This window comes from Streptomyces sp. AHU1 (assembly GCF_045343905.1).
Lineage (GTDB): Bacteria > Actinomycetota > Actinomycetes > Streptomycetales > Streptomycetaceae > Streptomyces > Streptomyces triticiradicis.
On sequence record NZ_CP174283.1, the window covers coordinates 1,917,208 to 1,937,913 of the forward strand.

Genomic DNA, 20,706 nt, shown 5'->3' on the forward strand with positions numbered 1-20,706 from the left:
CGTGCGAAGTGCCCGGGAAGGAGAGGCAAAACGGGCTGAGCAGGTGTGCTTCGGAGCATAGGGCCCCGCGGGGCGCCGCCGGTTACTCGCCGACCTCACCGTAGGCGGCGAGCAGGACGGCCGGGTCCGGGCCCTCCAGGACGGTCGGCTTGGCCAGTCCGTCGAGGACGATGAAGCGCAGCAGGTCGCCGCGGGACTTCTTGTCGACCTTCATGTTCTCCACGAGCTTCGGCCACTGGTCGTAGCGGTAGCTCAGCGGGAGACCCACGGACTCCAGGATCGTGCGGTGCCGGTCGGCGGTCGCGTCGTCCAGCCGACCCGCGAGGCGGCCGAGTTCGGCGGCGAAGTGCATGCCGACGGAGACGGCGGCGCCGTGCCGCCACTTGTAGCGCTCGTTCTTCTCGATGGCGTGGGCGAGCGTGTGGCCGTAGTTGAGGATCTCGCGCAGCCCCGACTCCTTGAGGTCGCCGGAGACGACCTCGGCCTTGACCCGGATGGAGCGCTCGATCAGCTCGGCGGTGTGCGGGCCGGCCGGTGTCCGGGCCGCCTCGGGGTCGGACTCGATGAGGTCCAGGATCACCGGGTCGGCGATGAAGCCTGCCTTGATGATCTCCGCGAGCCCGGAGACGTAGTCGTGGACCGGCAGCGAGTCGAGCGCGGCCAGGTCGCACAGCACGCCCGCGGGCGGGTGGAAGGCGCCGACGAGGTTCTTGCCCTCGGCGGTGTTGATGCCGGTCTTGCCGCCGACCGCCGCGTCGACCATGGCGAGCACGGTGGTGGGGACGGCGATCCAGCGGACCCCGCGCAGCCAGGTCGCCGCCACGAAACCGGCGAGGTCGGTGGTGGCGCCCCCGCCGACGCCGACGACGACGTCGGTGCGGGTGAAGCCGGACTGGCCCAGCGCCTTCCAGCAGTAGGCCGCGACCTCGGCGGTCTTGGCCTCCTCGGCGTTCGGCACCTGGATGGCGACGGCCTCGAAGCCCTGCTCCGCCAGGTCGGCGCGGAGCGCCTCACCGGTGTCGGCGAGCGCCTCGGGGTGGATCACGGCGACGCGCTTGGCCCTGTCGCCGATCAACCCGCCCAGCTCACCGAGGAGCTGACGGCCGATCAGGACCTCGTAGGGGTCGGTGCCCGCGCTGCCGCCGACCTGGACACGGGTCACTGCCTCGCTCATGCTTCCTTCAACTCCAGTGCGTCGAGGACCTCTTGGGCGACCTCATCGGGGGTGCGTCCGTCGGTCGCCACGACCGCGCGGGCGACCTCGGTGTACAGGTGGCGGCGTGCCTCCATCAGCTCGCGCCACTGCTTGCGGGGGTTGACGGCGAGCAGCGGCCGGGCGACGTTCAGGCCGGTGCGCTGCACCGCCTCCTCCACGTCCATGGAGAGGTAGACGACCTGGTGGCCCGCGAGCAGCGCGCGGGTGTCGGCGTCGAGGACCGAGCCGCCGCCCAGCGCCAGTACTCCGTCGTGTCCGGCGAGCGCCTCGCGCACCGCGCGCTTCTCGATCGCGCGGAACGCGGGCTCGCCCTCGTCGACGAAGATGTCGGCGATGCTGCGGCCCTCGGCGGCCACGATGTCGTCGTCCGTGTCCCGGTAGGCGCAGCCGAGCCGCTCGGCGACGAGCGCGCCCACCGTGGACTTGCCGACCCCCATCGGGCCGACGAGGACCAGCCGCGGGGCGGTCACCGGATGGCCAGGTTCTCGAGGTAGGACCGGACGTTGCGGCGGGTCTCGGTGACCGAGTCGCCACCGAACTTCTCGGCCACCGCGTCCGCGAGGACGAGGGCGACCATGGCCTCGGCGACGATGCCCGCGGCCGGGACGGCGGAGACGTCGGAGCGCTGGTGGTGGGCCTTGGCGGCCTCGCCGGTGGCGACGTCGACGGTGGCCAGCGCGCGCGGCACGGTGGCGATCGGCTTCATCGCGGCGCGGACGCGCAGCAGCTCACCGGTGGTCAGACCGCCCTCGGTGCCGCCGGCGCGTCCGGAGACGCGGCGGATGCCCTCGGGCGTGGAGACGATCTCGTCGTGGGCCTGGGAACCGGGAACCCTGGCCAGCTCGAAGCCGTCGCCGATCTCGACGCCCTTGATCGCCTGGATGCCCATCAGGGCGCCGGCGAGACGGGCGTCCAGCTTGCGGTCCCAGTGCACGTGCGAACCGAGGCCCACGGGAACGCCGTACGCGAGCACCTCGACGACGCCACCGAGCGTGTCGCCGTCCTTGTGGGCCTGGTCGACCTCCGCGACCATCGCCTTCGAGGCGTCGGCGTCGAGGCAGCGCAGCGGGTCGGCGTCGAGCTTATCGACGTCGGCGGGGGTGGGGTACACGCCTCCCGGGGCCTTCACGGAGCAGAGCTCGACGACGTGGGAGACGATCTCGATCCCGGCCGTCTCCTTCAGGTACGACCGGGCGACGGCGCCGAGCGCCACGCGGGCCGCGGTCTCGCGGGCGGAGGCGCGCTCCAGGATCGGCCGGGCCTCGTCGAAGCCGTACTTCTGCATGCCCGCGAGGTCGGCGTGACCGGGTCGCGGGCGGGTCAGCGGGGCGTTGCGGGCGAGACCGTCGAGGATCTCCTGGTCCACCGGGTCGGCCGCCATGACCTGTTCCCACTTGGGCCACTCGGTGTTGCCGACCATGACCGCGACCGGGGAGCCGAGGGTGAGGCCGTGCCGGACGCCGCCGAGGAAGGTGACCTCGTCGCGCTCGAACTTCATCCGGGCACCGCGTCCATAGCCCAGGCGCCGCCGGGCGAGGTGGTCCGCCACCATCTCCGTGGTGATCGGCACGCCGGCGGGAAGGCCCTCCAGCGTCGCGACAAGTGCGGGACCGTGGGACTCCCCCGCGGTCAGCCAGCGCAACCTGCTCAACGGTGCTCCTCATGCTCGCGCCCTGGTACTGCTGCTGCGTACACGTGTCCTCGCGTACGGCGACGGCGCGACCGGGTGCGCGGCCCTGGCCCGCCATGTCCGATCCTCCCACGTTCGGGGGCGGGAACAGGCCGCAGGTCCATCAGGCGGGACGGCCGGCGGCGGACGGCGGACTCAGCGCGTCCCGTCCCGCCCCTGCCCCGGCGCGTAGCTGCCGAGGAAGTCGGCGCCGCTCGGCCCGGCCGGTGCCGGGGTCTGCGGTGCCGGGGTCTGCGGGGGCTGGTTCTGCCGGGACTGGTTCTGCCGGGACTGGTCCTGCTGGGACTGGTCCTGCTGGGGGGCGTACGCGCCCAGATAGTCCGCGCCCCGTCCCTGTCCGTACTGCGCCGCGGCGTGCACGGGCCGGCCCGCCCGCACGGCACGCCAGTACTGGATCTTGCGCTTGAGCTTGACGATCCAGGAGCCGACGACGGCGAGCACGACCAGCGCGAGCACCGTGACCTGCACCCAGTCGGGCATGAACTTCAGGACGAGCTCGAAGATCTCGCCCTTGCCCGACGCCAGTGGCACCCCGGCGGACACGTTAGTCATGTACCTGACCCCCCTTACCCCGCGCTCCGCCCCCTGCGGAACTCAGTGGATCTTAGCGGGAGGCGAGCGCGTGCTCCCCCGCCTTCCTCATGGCGTCCACGGGGGCCGGGTGCCGTCCGGTCATCCGCTCGACCTGGAGCACCGCCTGGTGCACGAGCAGGTCGAGTCCGCCGACGACGGCCCCGCCGTACGCGGACCAGCGCGCCGCGAGGTCGGTCGGCCAGGGGTCGTACAGCACGTCGAAGAGGGTCGTGGGGCGCCCCGGGACGGCGGCGGCCAGCGCGTCCGTGGTCCCGGCCGGCGTCGTGGCGATCACCAGGGGCGCCCGCAGCGCCCGTTCGGCGTCGGCCCAGTCCTCGGTGCGCACCTCGATCTCGAGGCGCTCGCCCCATTGCCGCATCTCGGCGGCCCGCTCCCGGCTCCGGACGTACGCGACGACCTCGCCGGTGCAGATCCGCGCGAGGGCGGCCAGCGCGGAGGAGGCGGTGGCGCCCGCGCCGAGGACGGCGGCCGAGTCGACCTGCTCGACGCCCCGCTCGCGCAGCGCGGCGACCATTCCGGGGATGTCGGTGTTGTCCCCCACCCGCCGCCCGTCCTCGGTGAACACGACGGTGTTGACCGCCTCGACGGAGGCGGCCGTCTCGCTGATCTCGTCGAGGAGCGGCATGACGGCCCGCTTGAGCGGCATGGTCAGCGACAGTCCGGCCCACTCCGGTCCGAGGCCCTCGACGAAGGCGGGCAGCGCCTCCTCGTCGACCTCGAAGCGGTCGTACGTCCAGTCGCCGAGACCCAGTTCCCGGTACGCCGCGCGGTGCAGCACCGGGGAGAGGGAGTGGGCGATCGGCGAACCGAGCACCGCGGCCCGGCGGGCATCAGTTGCCCGAGCTGGCATTGAACTTGTCCTTGAGTTTCTCGAATTCGGCGAGTGTCTTGGCGAATTCCGTGTTGTTCTGACCGTCGGTCGCCACGAAGTACATCCAGCCGTCCTTCGTGGGGTTGAACACCGCCCTGAAGGCGTCGTCACCGGGATTGCCGATCGGACCGGGCGGCAGACCCCGATGGTAATACGTGTTGTACGGGTCCGGATTGCTGTTGATCTCGGACTCGCCGATATTGATCTTGCTCTGACCCTTCAGGTAATTGAAGGTCGAGTCGAACTGCAGCTTCTGATTGGTCTCGGTGTTGGTGCTCTTCAGACGGTTGTAGACGACCTCGGCCATCTTGCGGTAGTCGTCGTGCGTCTTGCCCTCGGCCTGGACCAGGCTCGCGACCGTGACCACCTGCAGCGGATCGTCGAGCTTGAGCTCCTTCGCCTTCGCCACGAGCCCCAGCGCCGTGTACCTCTTGTTGGCCTGCGCGACCATGCTCTTCAGCACGGTCTCGGGCTTCATCCCCTTGGCGGCGGGATACGTGAGCGGGTAGAGGAAGCCCTCCAGGGGGTCCTTTATGTCCTTGTTGCTGTTCGCCCAGCTCGGAAGCCCGAGGGTCTTGTACTTCTTCTTCGCGACGGCACTCGTCGTCCCCTTGGGGAGTTTGAGCTTCGCGTCGATCAGCTGGTACACCTGGGCATTTCGGGTACCGGGAGGCACGGTCACGTTGTTCTGGCTCTTGGGGTCGAGCATCAGCGCGACGGCGCTCTTGGCCGACATCCCCTTGCGCAGGATGTAGGCGCCGACCTGGATCGACTTGCCCCGGGGATTCTCCGCCTGGGCCGACACGAACGCGTCCACGCTCTTGACGACACCGGCCGCCTTGAGCTTCTGGCCGATCGCATAGCCGCCCTCGCCCTTGGAAATCTCGACGGCGACCTGCCCCGAACCCTCGCCCGCGAAATCGGGGGCGGAGCCGAAACGATTCTGGTAGTACTGGTACCCGAAATACCCGGCTCCGGCGATACCGCCGCCGAAGACCAGGACGACCACCAGGCAGGCGAAGCCGTTGCGGCTCTTCTTGCCCTTGCCGCCGCCGCGCTCCTTGCGGTCACCGCGGCCCCGGCGCTCCTTCGGGTCGTCGTCGTCCTCGTCGAAGTCGTCGTCCTCGTCGTCGTCACCGGCGAAGAAGGCGTGCTCGCCCTGGTCCGGTCCCGGGTCCCAGTCCGGTTCGGGCTCGGGTTCGGCGCCGCGCCGGGCCGGCGGTTCGGGCGGCGGATAGGCGTCGGGCGTGTTGTAGAGGTCGGGCTGCTCGCCCGTGTACTGGCCCGCGTAGGGGTCGGCGGGGTCGGCCGTGTACGGCACCTGCGACTGCGCGCCGGTGCCGCTGTCGGCGTACTGCTGCTGACCCTGCCCCGGGTACTGCTGCCCCTGGCCGGGGTACTGCTGCCCGCCCTGACCCGGGTACTGCTGACCCTGACCGGGGTACTGCTGCTGCGCGTACTGCTGCTGCCCCTGGCCGGAATACTGCTGCTGGCCCTGGCCGGGGTACTGCTGGCCCTGGAACTGCTGGCCCTGGTACTGCTGCTGGCCGGGGTACTGCCCGTGCTGGCCCTGCTGCGCGTACTGCTGCTGCTCCTGGTACTGCTGCCCCTGGCCCCAGTCGCCCTGCTGCTGCGGATAGTGCTGCGGCTGGCCGCCGTTATAGGCGGACTGGCCGTCAGCGGCCTGTCCGCCCCATCCGACGTCCCCGTACAACGGGTCCTCCGGATTCCACGGTTCGGAGCCAGGGCCCCGGCCATACTCAGTCATCGATCCCCTACGAGCCGCGAGCCGGCAGCGGCCGGCTCGCATGGCCCGGCTCCCGTCCGCCTCTTCACTGTGCGACGGCTGTTCGAACACCACCGCATCGGGCGGAACGTTACCGTATCGCGATCACATGACCACTTCGACGCCCTCTCCGGGCGACTTGCCTGACACCCGTTCGGATTCCAGGGCTTGCTGCAGGATGACGACTGCTGCAGCCTGGTCGATCACCGACCGGCCCTTCTTCGTCTTCACGCCCGCGGCACGCAGGCCCTGGCCGGCCGTGACCGTGGTCATCCTCTCATCCACGAGCCGTACCGGAACAGGAGCGATCCCTTCCGCGAGCTCCTGGGCGAAGGCACGGACCTTGGCCGCGGCCGGGCCCTCGCCCCCCTTGAGGGAGCGGGGGAGCCCGACGACGACCTCGATCGGCTCGTACTCCTCGACGAGTTGCCTGAGCCGGCGGTGGGCGGCCGGGACGTCACGTCCCGGGACCGTCTCCACCGGAGTCGCGAGGATCCCGTCGGGGTCGCACGAGGCGACCCCGATCCGGGCGTCCCCGACGTCGATCGCGAGCCGACGTCCTCTGCGCATGTCCGCGGCCCTTACTCGGCCGTCTCGGCGACGAGGCGCTGGACCGCGTCGATGGCCTCGCCGACGGCGGCGGGGTTCTGGCCGCCGCCCTGGGCGACGTCGGGCTTGCCGCCACCGCCGCCACCGAGGGTCTTGGCGGCGCCGCGGACCAGCTCGCCGGCCTTCAGACCACGCTCACGGGCGGCCTCGTTGGTGGCGATGACCGTCAGCGGCTTGCCGCCCACGACCGTGAACAGGGCCACGACGGCGGCCCGTCCGCCCTGGATGCGGCCGCGCACGTCGAGGACCAGCTTGCGCAGGTCGTCGGCGCCCGTGCCGTCCGGGACCTGCCCGGTGACCAGGGCGACGCCGTTGACGTCCTGGGCCGACTCGACGAGACCGGCGGCGGCCTGCAGGACCTTCTCCGCGCGGAACTTCTCGATCTCCTTCTCGGCGTCCTTCAGCTTGCCGAGCATGGCGGAGACCTTCTCCGGAAGCTCCTCCGGACGGCCCTTGACCAGCTCCTGGAGCTGGGCGACGACCGTGTGCTCACGGGCCAGGAAGTTGTACGCGTCCACACCCACCAGGGCCTCGATGCGCCGCACGCCGGAGCCGATGGAAGACTCGCCGAGCAGCTTGACCAGGCCGAGCTGGGCGGTGTTGTGCACGTGGGTACCGCCGCACAGCTCCTTGGAGAAGTCGCCGATGGTCACGACACGGACGCGCTCGCCGTACTTCTCGCCGAACTCGGCGATGGCGCCCTGCTTCTTGGCCTCGTCGATGCTCATGACCTCGGCCTGGACGTCCAGGTCGCGGGCGAGCACCTCGTTGATCTGCTGCTCGACGTCCGTCATCACGGCCGTCGGGACGGCGGACGGGGAACCGAAGTCGAAGCGGAAGCGGCCGGGCTGGTTCTCGGAACCGGCCTGGGCGGCCGTCGGGCCGAGGGCGTCGCGCAGCGCCTGGTGCGTGAGGTGCGTGGCCGAGTGGGCGCGGGCGATGGCCTTGCGGCGGCGTACGTCGATGGTGGCCTGGGCCTTGGCGCCGACGGTGGCCTCACCCACCTGGACGACACCCTTGTGGACGTACACACCGGGAACGGGCTTCTGGCAGTCGCGGATCTCGATGATCGCGCCGGAGTCGACCCGGATGCGGCCGGTGTCACCGATCTGGCCGCCGCCCTCGGCGTAGAACGGGGTGCGGTCGAGGACGATCTCGACCTCGTCGCCCTCGGTGGCGGCCGGGGAGGAGACCCCGTCGACGAGGATGCCGACGATCGTCGACTCGGCCTCGGTGCCGTCGTAGCCGACGAAGTCGGTCTCGCCGGCGGCGTCGGCGATCTGGCGGTAGGCGCCGAGGTCGGCGTGGCCGGTCTTCTTGGCGCGGGCGTCGGCCTTGGCCTTGTCCCGCTGCTCCTTCATCAGGCGGCGGAAGCCGTCCTCGTCCACCGACAGGCCCTGCTCGGCGGCCATTTCGAGGGTGAGGTCGATCGGGAAGCCCCACGTGTCGTGGAGCAGGAAGGCCTTGTCGCCGGCGAGGACCGTGCCACCGGAGGACTTGGTGTCCGTGATGGCCGTGTCGAGGATGTTCGTGCCGGCCTTCAGCGTCTTGAGGAAGGCGGCCTCCTCGGCGAGGGCCACGGTCTCGATCCGCTGCCGGTCGGTGACCAGCTCCGGGTACTGCTGGCCCATCATGCCGATGACGACGTCAATGAGGTCCTTGACGACCGGTCCGGTGGCGCCCAGCAGGCGCATGTTGCGGATGGCGCGGCGCATGATGCGGCGCAGCACGTAGCCGCGGCCCTCGTTGCCGGGGCTCACGCCGTCGCCGATGAGCATCACGGAGGTGCGCATGTGGTCGGTGACCACGCGCAGCGAGACGTCGGAGCCGTGGGCGGCGCCGTACTCGACACCCGTCAGCTCGGTGGCCTTCTTGATGACGGCCATGGAGGTGTCGATCTCGTACATGTTCTGCACGCCCTGCAGGATCATGGCGAGACGCTCGAGGCCGAGGCCGGTGTCGATGTTCTTGCTGGGCAGTTCGCCGAGGATCTCGAAGTCGTCCTTCGAAATGCCCTCGCCGCGCTCGTACTGCATGAAGACCAGGTTCCAGATCTCCACGTAGCGCTCGTCGTTGACGGCCGGGCCGCCCTCGACGCCGAACTCGGGGCCGCGGTCGTAGTTGATCTCGGAGCACGGACCGCAGGGGCCCGGGACGCCCATGGACCAGTAGTTGTCCTTCTTGCCCAGGCGCTGGATGCGCTCGGCCGGGACGCCGATCTTGTCGCGCCAGATGGTCTCGGCCTCGTCGTCGTCGAGGTAGACCGTGATCCACAGACGCTCGGGGTCGAGGCCGTAACCACCCTTGTCCTGGGGCGAGGTGAGCAGCTCCCAGGCGTAGGTGATGGCCCCTTCCTTGAAGTAGTCGCCGAAGGAGAAGTTGCCGCACATCTGGAAGAACGTGCCGTGGCGGGTGGTCTTGCCGACCTCTTCGATGTCGGGCGTGCGCACGCACTTCTGCACGCTGGTGGCGCGCGCCCAGGGGGCCTTGACCTCGCCGAGGAAGTACGGCTTGAAGGGGACCATGCCGGCGGGGACCAGGAGCAGAGTCGGGTCGTCCGCGATGAGCGACGCCGAAGGGACGACGGTGTGACCGCGCTCCTCGTAGAAGCTCAACCAGCGGCGGCGGATTTCAGCCGACTCCATCAGTGGTCCTCATTCCGGTTGTACGAGTACGTCGTGTTGTCGATGTACTTGATCTGCTTGTTGTCGCCGGACTGCCCGCCGCCGATCGCGCCGATGCGGCGTTGCGTGGGCAGTTCGGGGTCCGGGTGCCCGTTCAGGCCGAGCACCTCGCCGAGTTCGGCCTCGCGCTGGGCCATCCCGTCACGGACGTCGAGCGCGAACTCCTTGAGCCGGTGGCCCGCGTCGATCGCCTTGTTCGCGGCCTGCGCCGCGAGGCTCTCGGGGGTCAGCTGCCTGAGCTTGCGGTTGACCTTGGTGGTGGCCCATACACCCGCGGCTGCGCCCGCGGTGAACCAGAACGTACGGCGGAACATCGCTGCGTCAGTCCTTCTTCCGCTTTCCCCGCCGCGCGGACGGGACGGTGCGGCCCACGATCACGGTACGCCGGGACGCTTTGTCGGGCACATTCTCTCGACGGCCTCCGATGGCCCGGCGCACGCCGTAGCCGAACGCCGCGACCTTGACCAGCGGGCCGCCGAACGTGGAGGCGACGGTCGTCGACAGCGCCGAGGCGTTCGACGTGACCTCCTGGACGTCCGACGCGATGGCGTCGACCCGGTCGATCTGCGTCTGCGCGGAGCGCACCGCCGCGGAGGCGTCGGCCAGGAGCGGGACGGCCTGTTCGGTCACGTCCGCCACGAGCCTGGTGGTCGCCCTGAGCGTCTGGGCCAGCCTCACCAGCGCGACGGCGAGGAAGGAGACCAGGATCGCCCAGAAGACGGCCACCAGGATCCCGGCCACCTCACCACCGGACACTGTGCACCCGCTCCCTGACTGTGTGCCTGAACATCGAAAAGTCGTCACCCGAGCCTATCGCGCCGGGGCCGGGGCTCCGTACCGCATTAATCCGCTCCGGAGTACGGAGTTGCGCGAACCGATTGTACGGAGCGCTAGCAGATCAGTACGCTCCGTATCTCATGCAGCGTTCTCAGCCCGCCCGGCGCCCCGCTCCCGCCGTACCCGGCAATCTGCCTCTGGAACTCGACGCGTTCGTGGGGCGCTCCGCGGAGCTCGCCCGACTGGCCGAAGCGCTGGAGACGGTCCGCCTGGTCACCGTGACCGGCACGGGAGGCGTCGGCAAGACGCGGTTCGCCGCGCGCGCCGCGGCGGGGACGGACGTGCGCGACGGGGTGTGGCGCGTGGACCTGTCCGCGGTGCGCGATCCGGAACTCGTCGGCCACGCCGTGGCCGAGGCCCTCGGTCTGACGGACCACACGGCGAAGCCTCCGCGTCAGGTGCTGCTCGACCACGTCGCCGGGCGCCGGCTCCTGCTGGTGCTGGACGGTTTCGAGCACCTGGTGGACACGAGCGCCTCGCTGGTGGGCGAGTTGCTGCGGCGGGCGCCCGGGCTGCGGGTGCTGGCCGTGGGCCGCAGGCCGCTGGACATCGCGGGCGAGCGGGTGTTCCCGCTCGCCCCGCTGGACGTGGCGGAGGCGGTGGAGCTGTTCACGGACCGGGCGGCGGCCCGGGTGCCCGGCTTCGCGCTGGACGAGGGGAACGCCTCCGACGTCCGGGAGCTGTGCCTGCGCCTCGACGGGATCCCGCTGGCGCTGGAGCTGGCGGCCGGACGCGTCGGCGCCCTCTCCCCCGCACAGCTGCTCGACCGCCTGGAGGACCGGTTCCGGCTGCTGACCGGCGGTGCGCGCGACGCGTCGCCCCGGCACCGGACCCTGCGGACGGCGATCGGCTGGAGCCACGAGCTGTGCACTCCGGGAGAGAGGCTGCTGTGGGCGCGGCTGTCGGTGTTCGCCGGGCAGTTCGACCTGGAGGCCGCCGAGTACGTGTGCAGCGGGGACGGGCTGCTCGCCGACGACGTCCTCGACGTGCTCGGCGAGCTGCTCGCGCAGTCGGTGCTGTCGCGGGAGGAGACCGCGGCGGGGGTGCGCTACCGGATGCTGGACACCGTCCGGGCCTACGGCGCGCACTGGCTGGCGGCGGCGGGCGACGCGGAGCGGCTGCGCCGTCGCCACCGCGACTGGTACATGGGCCTGGTCACCTGGTGCGAGCTGGACTGGTTCTCGCCGCGGCAGGGCGAGGTGGCGGCCCGCGTCGAGACGGAACTGCCGAATCTGCGCCGCGCGCTGGAGTACTCGCTCGGCGAACCCGGGGAGGCGCATCTGGGCCAGTACCTGGCGGGCTCGCTGTGGTTCTACTGGGTCGGCTGCGGCCGGCTCTCCGAGGGCCGGCACTGGCTGGAGCGCAGCGTCGAGCTCGACGGCGACCGTGACCCGTCACGGCTGAAGGCCCTGTGGGTGCTCGGCTACGTGGCGGTCCTCCAGGGGGACCCGGTGGCCGCGCTGTCCGCGCTCCAGGAGTGCCGAGAGGAGGCGGAGCGCTGCGGGAACGCCGTCGCCCTCGCCTACGCCGAGCACCGCACCGGCTGTCTGGCCCTGGTCACGGACGACATGGCGCGTGCCGAGGTCCTGCTGCGCTCGGCGCTGGACCGCTACCGCGCGATCGGCGAGCTCAACAGCAATGTGCTGATGGGCCAGGTCGAACTGGCGATGGCGCTCGCCTTCCAGGGCGACATGGCGGGCGCGGTGAGGCTGTGCGAGGACGTCCGCGGGGTCTGCGAGGACCACGGGGAGCGCTGGGCGCTGGCGTACGCGCTCTACGTCCTCGCGTACCAGGCCCAGGCCGAAGGCGATCCGGCACGGGGCCGCGGTCTGCTGGAGCGGGGGCTCGGCATCGCGCACGGCTTCCGTGATCTGCTCGGCACCGTCCTCTCGGTCGAGCTGCTCGCCCTGGTCACGGCGGTGGAGGGCGATCCGGCCGAGGCGGCGCTCCTCCAGGGGGCGGCGTCGCGGATGTGGCCGTCGGTGGGCCTGCCGCTGTTCGGTTCGGCGTACTACAACGCGCCGCACGAACGCTGCGCGGCCCTGTCCCGGCAGCAGCTGGGGGACGAGCGCTACGAGGAGTGCGTACGGGCGGGAGAGCTGCTCGGGCGGGACGCGGCGGTCGCCCGTGCGCTGGGCGGTGCCGGGGTCCCGCCGCTCGGGGCGGTGCCGTCGCCGCGCAGACTGCCCCCGGACGTGCGAGAGCCCGCCGTCTCGCCCACCTCGAAGGGCGGGGAGACGACGGGCTGACACTGACGCGCAGGTGGTACCGCGTCCGCCGTAAGAAGATCAGCGGGCGTAGTACTCGACGACGAGCTGCTCGTCGCAGATCACCGGGATCTCCTTGCGGTTCGGCTCGCGGTCCAGGCGGAAGGCCAGGGCGGCGAGGTTCACCTGGAGGTAGCGCGGGGTCTCACCGTCGGGGGCGAAGCCACCGGCGCGAGCGACCTCGAACAGCGTCTTGCTGCGGCTGCGCTCGCGGACCATCACGACGTCGTCGGGACGGACGCGGAACGAGGGCTTGTCGACCTTCTGGCCGTTGACCTCGATGTGGCCGTGAACGACCATCTGGCGGGCCTGGTAGATCGTGCGGGCGATGCCCGAACGCAGGACCAGCGCGTCGAGACGACGCTCCAGCTCGATGATCAGGGCCTCACCGGTCTTGCCCTGGACCTTGGAGGCACGCTCGTAGGCGCGGACGAGCTGGCGCTCGGACACGTCGTACTGCGCACGCAGACGCTGCTTCTCGAGCAGACGGACCTTGTAGTCCGAGTTCTGCTTGCGGCCACGGCCGTGCTCACCCGGCGGGTAGGGGCGGGCCTCGAAGTACTTGACGGCCTTCGGGGTCAGCGCGATACCGAGCGCACGCGACTTCTTGACCTTGGGGCGGGACTGGTTCGCCATGAACCAAACACCTCATGTTTCTGATGCGAATACGGCTTCACCAGGGTTAGGGGAGGTCGCAATCCGCAGCCCGGGAAACCCTCCTCGCCGTTGTGGAGATCCACGTGGACGGGGCGGGCAGCCGCTCCTGGGTCTGGGCACATACGTGCAGCACGCGAGTGGCCCACCGGCCGCTCCCGGGAATCCGGGTGGTGGTGGGCTGCCCGCGACACCTTCGACGGTGCGCGACGCTCCTGGAATCCCCCCGTGGAGGCGGGGGCTCCGGCTGGATGTCCCGTTCTGGTGGTGCCGACCGGAGCCGGACACGGGACTCAGCGCTTCGAGCCATGCTACAGGGTGCTCAGGTACGCCCTCTACCGAGGTGTTTCCTGGTCCACTCCACCGCGTCGGCATAGCGCGCCTCGGCGCCGTGCCGGGTCGGCGCGTAGTACTCCCGGTCCGCGAGCGCCTCGGGCGCGTACCGCTGGGCCGCGATGCCCTCGGGCAGGTCGTGCGGATACACGTACCCCTGGGCGTGCCCGAGCTTGGCCGCGCCCTTGTAGTGCCCGTCGCGCAGATGGGCCGGCACCGGGCCCGCGTGCCCCTTGCGCACGTCCTCCAGGGCGGCGCCGATGGCCGTGGTCGCGGCGTTGGACTTCGGGGCCAGCGCCAGGGCGATGGTGGCGTGGCTGAGGGTGAGCGCGGCCTCGGGGAAGCCGATCATCGCGACGGCCTGGGCGGCGGCCACGGCTATGGGCAGCGCGTTCGGATCGGCGAGGCCGATGTCCTCGCTGGCGGAGATCATCAGACGGCGGGCGATGAACCGGGGGTCCTCGCCCGCCTCGATCATCCGGGCCAGGTAGTGCAGGGCGGCGTCCACGTCGGAGCCGCGGATGGACTTGATGAGCGCGCTCGCCACGTCGTAGTGCTGGTCGCCGTCGCGGTCGTACTTCACGGCGGCGCGGTCGACGGTCTCCTCCAGCGTCCGCAGGGTGATCTCCGGCTCGCCCTTGTCGAGCGCGGCGCCGGCCGCGGCCTCCAGGGCGGTCAGGGCGCGGCGGGCGTCACCGCCGGCGATCCGCAGCAGGTGGTCCTCGGCGTCCCCGGGCAGGGCGACGGAGTCCTTGAGGCCGCGCTCCGAGGCGAGCGCCCGGCGCAGCAGGCCGCGCAGGTCGTCGTCGGTGAGCGGTTCGAGGGTGAGCAGGAGGGAGCGGGAGAGCAGCGGGGAGATCACCGAGAAGTACGGGTTCTCGGTGGTCGCGGCGATCAGCGTCACCCAGCGGTTCTCCACGGCCGGGAGGAGGGAGTCCTGCTGGGCCTTGCTGAAGCGGTGGATCTCGTCCAGGAAGAGGACGGTCTCCTTGCCGTAGCCGCCGGCGGCGCGGCGGGCGCCGTCGATGACCGCGCGCACCTCCTTGACGCCCGCGGTGATCGCGGACAGTTCCACGAAGCGCTTGTCGGTGGCCTTGGAGACGACGTACGCGAGGGTCGTCTTGCCGGTGCCCGGCGGGCCCCAGAGGATCACCGAGGACGGTCCGGCCGGACCGCCGCTCCCCTCGGCCACGAGTCTGCGCAGGGGCGAGCCCGGCTTCAGCAGGTGCTGCTGCCCCACGACCTCGTCGAGGGTGCGCGGGCGCATCCGCACGGCCAGGGGGCTGCCGGCGGGGTCCTTCTCCTGGCGTTCTTCTGCGGCGGCGGTGAACAGGTCGGGCTCCACGTCAAGAACCTTATGTCACCGCACGGACAATCCCCCCGGGCCGGTCAGCTGGTCCAGAAGTCCCACCAGCGGGTCAGGATCAGCATGCCGATGATGCCGATGTGCAGCGTCGGCAGGACCCAGGTGAACTCGCCGAAGAAGCTCTTGAGCCAGCCCGGGGCGGGCAGGAAGCCGTTGCGGACGTTGAAGGACGTCACGTACCAGAACATGATGATCGTGGCGACCCAGGCCAGGCTGCACCACAGGCACAGCGAGTTGATCCGGTACAGCGACTGGAACTGGAGCCAGGTGCAGAACGCGACGCCGAAGAGCGTGCCCGCGTTGAAGGTCAGCCAGTACCAGCGCGGGAAGGTGGCCCGCGCGAGCAGGCTCACGCCGACGCAGATCACGATGCCGTAGGCGACGAGCCCCATCATCGGGTTCGGGAAGCCGAAGGCCGAGGCCTGCTCGCTCTTCATGATGTTGCCGCAGGAGACCACCGGGTTCAGGCTGCAGCCCGGAACGAAGTTCGGGTTCTCCAGCAGCTTGAACTTGTCGATCGTGATGACCCACGCGGCGAGGAGACCGGCCGCCCCCGTGATCATCAGCAGCACGGCGAGAGCGCGGCTGCCGCCCACCGTCCGCGGAGCGGTGGCGGGGCGTTCCTGATCGGTCGGGACGTCCTTGACTGTCGTCTTGTTCATCACGCCGTTTCCGTAGCTTCGAAGTGGCCTGTGGGCAGGCTCATTGTGCCGCACCAGCTTGCCCGTCCACCGTTCGGTGGACATAAGAAGGTACGCACGGCCGTCCCGGAAGGTTCGGTTCGGGACGAGGCTCGTCCGCATGACCACACACGCGGATCGACTCGCGGTGGACGTACGGGGGCTGCGCAAGCAGTACGGGGACGTGACCGCGGTCGACGGTATGGATCTGGGCATCCGGCGGGGCGAGGTGTTCGGCCTGCTCGGGCCCAACGGAGCGGGCAAGAGCACCACCGTGGAGATCCTCCAGGGCAATCGCCGGCGGGACGCGGGCGAGGTCTCCGTGCTCGGCTCGGACCCGGCGACGGGCACGCGCGCGTGGCGCTCGCGCGTCGGGATCGTCTGGCAGGACGAATCGGCGCCCGCCGAGTTGACGGTCGGCGAGACCGTACGGCATTTCTCCCGGTATTACCCGAATCCCCGCGACCCCGAGGAAGTCATCGGTCTGGTCGGCCTGGAGGCGAAGGCGGGCAGCCGGATCAAGTCGCTCTCGGGCGGTCAGCGCCGGCGACTCGACGTGGCCCTCGGGGTGATCGGCGGGCCCGAGCTGCTGCTCCTGGACGAGCCGACCACGGGCTTCGACCCGGCGGCGCGACGCCAGTTCTGGGAGCTGATCCGCAAGCTGGCCGACGAGGGCACGACCATCCTGCTGACCACGCACTACCTGGAGGAGGCCGAGGCCCTCGCGGACCGGCTGGCGGTCGTCGCGCGGGGCCAGATCGTCGCCGAGGGCGAACCGGCCGCGCTGCGCGAGCGGTTCGGCAGCGAGGCCACGGTGGAGTGGACGGAGGCCGACGGCGGCCCGCGCAGCGAGCGCACGGACACCCCCACGAGGACGGTCGCCGAACTCACCCGCCGCTTCGACGGGGAGATCCCGGGACTGCGGGTGAGCCGCCCCACCCTGGAGGACGTCTATCTGCGACTGACCGGCCCGGAGGACGCGCGATGACCACGACGACCGACGTACGGCCCGGCACGAGGGACGCGGCCGGCCGGCTGCCCGGCGCCTGGGGGCTGGGGCTGCGCCGCGGGGGGCTGGAGCTCAGGCAGTTCTTCCGCCAGCGCGACCAGGTGGTGTTCACCTTCGCCTTCCCGGTCGTCTTCCTGTTCCTGTTCGCGTCGATCTTCAGCAACGACGTGAAGGGCGCGGGCGTCACCGCCTCCCAGCTCTACGTCCCCGCGATGATGGCCGCGGGCATCATGTCGACCAGCTTCCAGTCCCTCGGCATCTCGATCGCGATCGAACGGGACGAGAAGGTGCTGCGCCGGCTGCGCGGCACGCCGATGCCGCCGGCCGCGTACTTCTTCGGCAAGATATGGCTGGTCCTGGTGACCGGCGCCCTGGAGACGGCGGTCCTGCTCACCGTCGGCACCACGCTGTACGGCGTCGACCTGCCCTCGGATCCCGGCAAGTGGGCGGACTTCGGCTGGATCTTCGTCCTGGGGCTCACGGCGTGCGCGCTGCTCGGCATCGCGATCAGCTCGGTCCCGAAGTCCGGCAAGAGCGCCACGTCGGTGGTCGTCCTGCCCTTCCTCGTCCTGCAGTTCGTCTCCGGTGTCTACATCGCCGTCGACACCATCCCGGACTGGATGCTGAACATCGGCGCGCTGTTCCCCCTCAAGTGGATGTGCCAGGGGCTGCGCGGAGTGTTCCTGCCCGACTCCGCGAAGGTCCTGGAGCAGGCGGGCGACTGGGAGTTCGGGCGGATCGCGCTGGTGCTCGGGGCGTGGTGCGTCGGAGGATTGCTGCTGTGTCTACTGACCTTCCGCTGGAAGAACCGGCGCGACGGATGACCACTCCGGCCGCGCGCCCGGCCCCCGTGCCGGACCGGGCCCGAACCGGTCCGGTGCCGGGCGGGGCCCGGACGGGTCAGGTGCCGGGCGGGGCCCGCGCGTCGAACACCTGGGAACTCTCGTTCCGGCTCTGGGACGCGTACTTCGCCGTCGTGTGGGTGGCCACCCTGGTGTTCGTGCTCGGCACGGCGCACCCGGGGTGGCGCATCCGGCTCGCGGCGGGCGGGGTGCTCCTGCTGCTGATCCCCTGGTACCTGCTGGTCGGGCGGCCCGTCCTCACCGCCGAGGTCCCCGACGAGCGGCGTGCCCTCGGCTACATCGCGGGCGCGGTCCTGCTGTTCCTGCCGCCCGGCGTGCTCGTCGGCGAGACCCGGCTGATGACCTTCGCGCTCATCCCGCAGTGCTTCATCGCGCTGCGGCTGCGCCGGGCCCTGACCGCCTCGGCCGTCATCAACATCGCGCCGGTGGCGGGCTGGGCCCTGCTGTGGCGGCCCGGCGGACAGGCCCTGTTCTTCAACTCGGTCTTCGCTGTGGTCACCCTCGTCTTCTCGGGGGCGCTGGGGAGCTGGATCATCCGCATCATGGAACAGAGCCGCGAACGGGCCGAGCTCATCACCGAGCTGGACGCCAGCCGCCACGAGATCGCCCGGCTCTCGGCCATGCACGGCGCGCTGTCCGAACGCGAACGGTTCTCCCGGGAGATCCACGACACCCTCGCGCAGGGTTTCACCAGCCTCCTGATGCTGGTCCAGGCCGTCGAGGCCGAACTCGACCACGATCTGCCGGGGGCCCGCCGTCATCTGGCCCTCATGGACGAGACCGCCCGGCAGAACCTCGCCGAGGCACGGGCCCTGGTCGCCGGCGGGGCGCCCGCCGATCTGGACGGCGCCACGCTGCCCGACGCGCTGCGGAGGCTGGCCGCCCGCCACGACGCGAGCATCGCCGTGACCGGCCCGGTGCGTCCGCTGCCCGCAGGACCCGAGGTGGTGATCCTCCGCTCCTGTCAGGAGGCGCTGGCCAACGCCCGCAAGCACGCCGGGAGTCCGTCCGCCGTGACGGTCGGCCTCGCGTACGCCGCCGACTCGCTGGCCCTGTCGGTGCGCGACGACGGCCGGGGTTTCGACCCCGCCGCGCCGGTCGACGGGTACGGTCTGGCGGGGCTGCGCGCCCGGGCCGCCGAGGTGGGCGGCACCGCTCTCGTCCGCAGTGCCCCGGGCGACGGGACGACCGTCACCGTGTGCCTGCCCGTCCCCGGGAGTGACGTGTGATCCGGATCATCCTCGCCGACGACCATCCCGTCGTACGCGAAGGGCTGCGCGCGATGCTCAGCGCCGAGCCGGACCTCGAAGTGGTCGCCGACGCGTCCAGCGGGCCGCGCGCGGAGGCGCTGGCCGCCGAACTCCGGCCGGACATCGTGCTCATGGACCTGCGGATGCCCGAGGGCGGGGGCGTCGACGCGATCGTGCGGATGACGCGGGCCGGACTGCCCTGCCGGGTCGTCGTGCTGACGACGTACGAGACGGACCGGGACATCCTGCGGGCGGTGGAGGCCGGGGCCGCGGGCTATCTGCTGAAGGACCTGCCGCGCGCCGAACTCGCGGACGCCGTACGGGCCGCGGCGCGCGGCGAGACCGTGCTGGCGCCGTCGGTCGCCGCCCGGCTGGTCGACCAGCTCCGCAGCAGGCCGGAGCGGCCCCGTCTCTCCGAGCGGGAGACCGCGGTGCTGCGGCTGGTCGCCGAGGGCTGCACGAACGCGGAGATCGGCCGCCGCCTCTTCATCGGCGAGTCGACCGTGAAGACCCATCTGCTGCGGGCCTTCGGGAAGCTGGGGGTCGACGACCGGACGGCCGCGGTGACGAGCGCCATGCGCCACGGCCTGCTGGAGTGAGCCCCGGACCACCGGAGCGGAACCCCGGACGCCGGCCCGCGGTGCCCGGTCCGGCAGAGGACGCCGGCCCACGGACGCGCCGGCCGATGTTCCCGCCCCGGTGGGAGGCCCACCGGGGCGGGAGCGGCGGGATCAGGCCAGGCGTGAGCGCAGTTCGGACACGATCGCGTCGGCCGCGACCGCCGTCTGCTCCCCGGACTCCATGTCCTTGAGCTGCACGACGCCCTCGGCGAGGTCACGCTCACCGGCGACGACCGTGAAGCGGGCCCCGCTGCGGTTCGCGTTCTTCATCGCGCCCTTGAGCCCCTTCGCGCCGTACGAGAAGTCGGCGGCGACACCGGCCCTGCGCAGTTCGGTGACCACGCCGAAGAGGATCCGGCGGGCCTCCTCCCCGAGCGGCACCGCGAACACACTGGTGGACGCGGGGAGTTCGAGCTCCACGCCCTCCGCCTCCAGCGCCAGCACCGTACGGTCGACGCCCAGCGCCCAGCCGACGGACGGCAGCGCGGGGCCGCCGATCATCTCGGACAGCCCGTCGTAACGGCCGCCGCCGCCGACCGCGGACTGCGAGCCGAGACCGTCGTGCACGAACTCGAAGGTGGTCCGCGTGTAGTAGTCCAGACCGCGCACGAGCTTCGGGTCGTCCTCGAAGGAGACGCCCGCGGCCGTGATCAGGTCGCGCACCTCCTCGTGGTACGCCTTGCAGGCGTCGCAGAGGTAGTCGCGCAGCAGCGGCGCCCCGCCGAGCTGCTTCTGGACGTCCTCGCGCTTGTCGTCGAGCACGCGCAGCGGGTTGATCTCCGCGCGGCGCAGCGTGTCCTCGTCGAGGTCCAATCCGCGCAGGAAGTCCTGCAGCGCGGCCCGGTAGACGGGACGGCACTCCTTGTCGCCCAGGCTGTTCAGCAGGATGCGGAAGTTCCGCAGGCCCAGCGAGCGGTACGCCTGGTCCGCCAGGATGATCAGCTCGGCGTCGAGCGCCGGGTCCTCGGCTCCGATCGCCTCGGCACCCACCTGGGAGAAGTGGCGGTAACGGCCCTTCTGGGGGCGCTCGTAGCGGTAGTACGAGCCCGAGTACCAGAGCTTGACGGGGAGGTTGCCCGCCTTGTGCAGGTTGGCCTCGAGGGCCGCGCGCAGCACGGAGGCGGTGCCCTCGGGGCGCAGGGCCAGCCTGTCGCCGCCCTTGGTCTCGAAGGCGTACATCTCCTTGGTCACGATGTCGGTGGACTCACCGACACCGCGGGCGAACAGTTCGACGTTCTCGAAGCCGGGCGTCTCGATGTAACCGTAGCCGGAGTCGCGCAGCGGGGCCGCGATGGCCTCGCGGACCGCGAGGTACTTGGCGCTGTCCGGCGGAATGAGGTCGTACGTGCCCTTGGGGGCCCTGAAGGTGCTCACGGA

The 20,706-nt window shown here is 71.2% G+C and carries 19 protein-coding genes; 5 read left to right on the forward strand and 14 right to left on the reverse strand.

Going from position 1 to position 20,706, the window contains the following annotated elements; genetic code table 11:
• Window positions 1–82 precede the first annotated feature (82 nt).
• The 10 genes from aroB to ACICHK_RS08805 all read right to left on the reverse strand — a co-directional run bounded on the left by aroB (window position 83) and on the right by ACICHK_RS08805 (window position 10,206).
• Entirely contained in the window at window positions 83–1,174 is a 1,092-nt protein-coding gene (aroB, locus tag ACICHK_RS08760) for a 3-dehydroquinate synthase (protein ID WP_151468472.1), read from the reverse strand.
• Window positions 1,171–1,653, reverse strand: a complete 483-nt coding sequence (locus ACICHK_RS08765; RefSeq protein WP_151468587.1) for a shikimate kinase — start codon at window positions 1,651–1,653, stop codon at window positions 1,171–1,173. Before ACICHK_RS08765 ends, aroB begins: the two co-directional genes overlap by 4 nt.
• A gap of 29 nt (window positions 1,654–1,682) precedes the next feature.
• Window positions 1,683–2,867, reverse strand: coding sequence for a chorismate synthase (aroC, locus tag ACICHK_RS08770; RefSeq protein ID WP_406836467.1), 1,185 nt, complete (start codon window positions 2,865–2,867; stop codon window positions 1,683–1,685).
• Between the two features lie 174 nt (window positions 2,868–3,041).
• Window positions 3,042–3,458, reverse strand: a complete 417-nt coding sequence (locus ACICHK_RS08775; protein WP_406836468.1) for a hypothetical protein — start codon at window positions 3,456–3,458, stop codon at window positions 3,042–3,044.
• Between the two features lie 52 nt (window positions 3,459–3,510).
• Window positions 3,511–4,350, reverse strand: a complete 840-nt coding sequence (locus ACICHK_RS08780) for a shikimate dehydrogenase (RefSeq protein WP_406836469.1) — start codon at window positions 4,348–4,350, stop codon at window positions 3,511–3,513.
• Window positions 4,331–6,139, reverse strand: coding sequence for an endolytic transglycosylase MltG (gene mltG / locus ACICHK_RS08785; RefSeq protein ID WP_406836470.1), 1,809 nt, complete (start codon window positions 6,137–6,139; stop codon window positions 4,331–4,333). Before mltG ends, ACICHK_RS08780 begins: the two co-directional genes overlap by 20 nt.
• Before the next feature lie 123 nt (window positions 6,140–6,262).
• A complete protein-coding gene (gene ruvX, locus ACICHK_RS08790) occupies window positions 6,263–6,727 on the reverse strand; it encodes a Holliday junction resolvase RuvX (RefSeq protein ID WP_151468469.1) in 465 nt (154 codons plus the stop codon).
• An 11-nt stretch (window positions 6,728–6,738) separates the two neighbouring features.
• Window positions 6,739–9,411: an alanine--tRNA ligase gene (gene alaS / locus ACICHK_RS08795; protein ID WP_406836471.1), complete on the reverse strand. Its 2,673-nt coding sequence runs from the start codon at window positions 9,409–9,411 to the stop codon at window positions 6,739–6,741.
• Complete coding sequence (locus ACICHK_RS08800) at window positions 9,411–9,764, reverse strand: DUF6167 family protein (protein WP_406836472.1); 354 nt, start codon at window positions 9,762–9,764, stop codon at window positions 9,411–9,413. Before ACICHK_RS08800 ends, alaS begins: the two co-directional genes overlap by 1 nt.
• Window positions 9,765–9,771: 7 nt before the next feature.
• The gene (locus tag ACICHK_RS08805) at window positions 9,772–10,206 is read right to left on the reverse strand and encodes a DUF948 domain-containing protein (protein ID WP_406836473.1); all 435 of its coding nucleotides are present in this window, start codon (window positions 10,204–10,206) and stop codon (window positions 9,772–9,774) included.
• Window positions 10,207–10,367: 161 nt separating this feature from the next.
• On the opposite strand from ACICHK_RS08805, the gene ACICHK_RS08810 reads away from it, so the two are divergent.
• Complete coding sequence (locus ACICHK_RS08810) at window positions 10,368–12,536, forward strand: ATP-binding protein (protein WP_406836474.1); 2,169 nt, start codon at window positions 10,368–10,370, stop codon at window positions 12,534–12,536.
• Window positions 12,537–12,575: 39 nt separating this feature from the next.
• On the opposite strand, the gene rpsD is transcribed toward ACICHK_RS08810, so the two are convergent.
• The 3 genes from rpsD to ACICHK_RS08825 all read right to left on the reverse strand — a co-directional run bounded on the left by rpsD (window position 12,576) and on the right by ACICHK_RS08825 (window position 15,569).
• A complete protein-coding gene (gene rpsD, locus ACICHK_RS08815; RefSeq protein ID WP_151468465.1) occupies window positions 12,576–13,190 on the reverse strand; it encodes a 30S ribosomal protein S4 in 615 nt (204 codons plus the stop codon).
• 340 nt (window positions 13,191–13,530) lie between these two features.
• Entirely contained in the window at window positions 13,531–14,886 is a 1,356-nt protein-coding gene (locus ACICHK_RS08820; RefSeq protein ID WP_406836475.1) for a replication-associated recombination protein A, read from the reverse strand.
• A gap of 44 nt (window positions 14,887–14,930) precedes the next feature.
• Complete coding sequence (locus ACICHK_RS08825; protein ID WP_406836476.1) at window positions 14,931–15,569, reverse strand: vitamin K epoxide reductase family protein; 639 nt, start codon at window positions 15,567–15,569, stop codon at window positions 14,931–14,933.
• A gap of 139 nt (window positions 15,570–15,708) precedes the next feature.
• Between ACICHK_RS08825 and ACICHK_RS08830 the strand changes: the two genes are divergently transcribed.
• The 4 genes from ACICHK_RS08830 to ACICHK_RS08845 are packed head-to-tail and all read left to right on the forward strand — an operon-like array spanning window position 15,709 to window position 19,308.
• Window positions 15,709–16,575 (forward strand): ABC transporter ATP-binding protein, encoded by an 867-nt coding sequence (locus ACICHK_RS08830; protein ID WP_406836477.1) that lies wholly within the window; start codon window positions 15,709–15,711, stop codon window positions 16,573–16,575.
• Window positions 16,572–17,420 (forward strand): ABC transporter permease, encoded by an 849-nt coding sequence (locus ACICHK_RS08835; protein ID WP_406836478.1) that lies wholly within the window; start codon window positions 16,572–16,574, stop codon window positions 17,418–17,420. The genes ACICHK_RS08830 and ACICHK_RS08835 overlap by 4 nt, the downstream gene beginning before the upstream one ends.
• Window positions 17,378–18,688, forward strand: a complete 1,311-nt coding sequence (locus tag ACICHK_RS08840) for a sensor histidine kinase (RefSeq protein WP_406836479.1) — start codon at window positions 17,378–17,380, stop codon at window positions 18,686–18,688. The genes ACICHK_RS08835 and ACICHK_RS08840 overlap by 43 nt, the downstream gene beginning before the upstream one ends.
• On the forward strand, window positions 18,685–19,308 hold the full coding sequence (locus ACICHK_RS08845; protein ID WP_103547803.1) for a response regulator transcription factor: 624 nt from the start codon (window positions 18,685–18,687) through the stop codon (window positions 19,306–19,308). Before ACICHK_RS08840 ends, ACICHK_RS08845 begins: the two co-directional genes overlap by 4 nt.
• Window positions 19,309–19,440: 132 nt before the next feature.
• On the opposite strand, the gene hisS is transcribed toward ACICHK_RS08845, so the two are convergent.
• A complete protein-coding gene (gene hisS, locus ACICHK_RS08850; RefSeq protein ID WP_406836480.1) occupies window positions 19,441–20,703 on the reverse strand; it encodes a histidine--tRNA ligase in 1,263 nt (420 codons plus the stop codon).
• Window positions 20,704–20,706: the final 3 nt, after the last annotated feature.

Excerpts from the sequence above, each read along its gene's own strand:
- aroB (WP_151468472.1), bottom strand. The coding sequence starts at position 1,174 with ATGAGCGAGGCAGTGACCCGTGTCCAGGTCGGCGGCAGCGCGGGCACC.
- ACICHK_RS08765 (WP_151468587.1), bottom strand. The coding sequence starts at position 1,653 with ATGGGGGTCGGCAAGTCCACGGTGGGCGCGCTCGTCGCCGAGCGGCTC.
- ACICHK_RS08775 (WP_406836468.1), bottom strand. The coding sequence starts at position 3,458 with ATGACTAACGTGTCCGCCGGGGTGCCACTGGCGTCGGGCAAGGGCGAG.
- ACICHK_RS08780 (WP_406836469.1), bottom strand. The coding sequence starts at position 4,350 with ATGCCAGCTCGGGCAACTGATGCCCGCCGGGCCGCGGTGCTCGGTTCG.
- mltG (WP_406836470.1), bottom strand. The coding sequence starts at position 6,139 with ATGACTGAGTATGGCCGGGGCCCTGGCTCCGAACCGTGGAATCCGGAG.
- ruvX (WP_151468469.1), bottom strand. The coding sequence starts at position 6,727 with ATGCGCAGAGGACGTCGGCTCGCGATCGACGTCGGGGACGCCCGGATC.
- alaS (WP_406836471.1), bottom strand. The coding sequence starts at position 9,411 with ATGGAGTCGGCTGAAATCCGCCGCCGCTGGTTGAGCTTCTACGAGGAG.
- ACICHK_RS08800 (WP_406836472.1), bottom strand. The coding sequence starts at position 9,764 with ATGTTCCGCCGTACGTTCTGGTTCACCGCGGGCGCAGCCGCGGGTGTA.
- ACICHK_RS08810 (WP_406836474.1), top strand. The coding sequence starts at position 10,368 with ATGCAGCGTTCTCAGCCCGCCCGGCGCCCCGCTCCCGCCGTACCCGGC.
- rpsD (WP_151468465.1), bottom strand. The coding sequence starts at position 13,190 with ATGGCGAACCAGTCCCGCCCCAAGGTCAAGAAGTCGCGTGCGCTCGGT.
- ACICHK_RS08825 (WP_406836476.1), bottom strand. The coding sequence starts at position 15,569 with ATGAACAAGACGACAGTCAAGGACGTCCCGACCGATCAGGAACGCCCC.
- ACICHK_RS08830 (WP_406836477.1), top strand. The coding sequence starts at position 15,709 with ATGACCACACACGCGGATCGACTCGCGGTGGACGTACGGGGGCTGCGC.
- ACICHK_RS08835 (WP_406836478.1), top strand. The coding sequence starts at position 16,572 with ATGACCACGACGACCGACGTACGGCCCGGCACGAGGGACGCGGCCGGC.